Origin of the sequence: Thermococcus sp. ES12 (assembly GCF_012027515.1) — an archaeon.
GTDB lineage: Archaea > Methanobacteriota_B > Thermococci > Thermococcales > Thermococcaceae > Thermococcus > Thermococcus barossii.
In genome coordinates, this window is record NZ_SNUP01000027.1 from 1 (window position 1) to 522 (window position 522).

General features: G+C 39.8%; 1 protein-coding gene. It reads left to right on the plus strand.

Annotated features, from left to right (window positions below):
* Positions 1 to 194: 194 nt before the first annotated feature.
* Positions 195 to 522 (plus strand): M20 family metallopeptidase (locus tag E3E37_RS10830; protein WP_167717354.1); only part of this gene is annotated, 328 nt, incomplete at its 3' end.

The following is a 522-nucleotide window of genomic DNA, read 5'->3' on the forward strand; positions in this document are numbered from 1 at the left end:
CAAGAATACTATATTCAAGCAAAGGAGATTGGATACACACCCAAAGCAGTTCCCTATATGCGACATGCAGTAATACGCATGAGGAAAGGATACGAGACATTAGAGCAAGCAATAAAACAGATCTCAAAGAAAAAGAAATAGGTTTAAATTTTTCTATTCTATTTTATATTTAGACTGAATAGTGGTGAGCTATTATGAACCCTCTTGAAGAAGCTCTTAAGATTAGAGAGGAGATAATTGCCTGGCGGAGAGAGTTTCATATGTATCCTGAACTTGGTTACGAAGAGGAACGAACCTCTCAAATAGTTGAAGAGCATTTGAAAAAATGGGGATACAGAATAAAGCGCATTGGCACAGGAATACTTGCAGACATCGGAAAAGGCAAAAAAACAATAGCATTGAGGGCTGATATGGATGCTTTGCCGATTCAGGAGGAGAATGATGTTCCTTACAAGTCCAGGATTCCAGGAAAAATGCATGCTTGCGGTCACGATGCACATACGGCAATGCTCCTCGGAACAG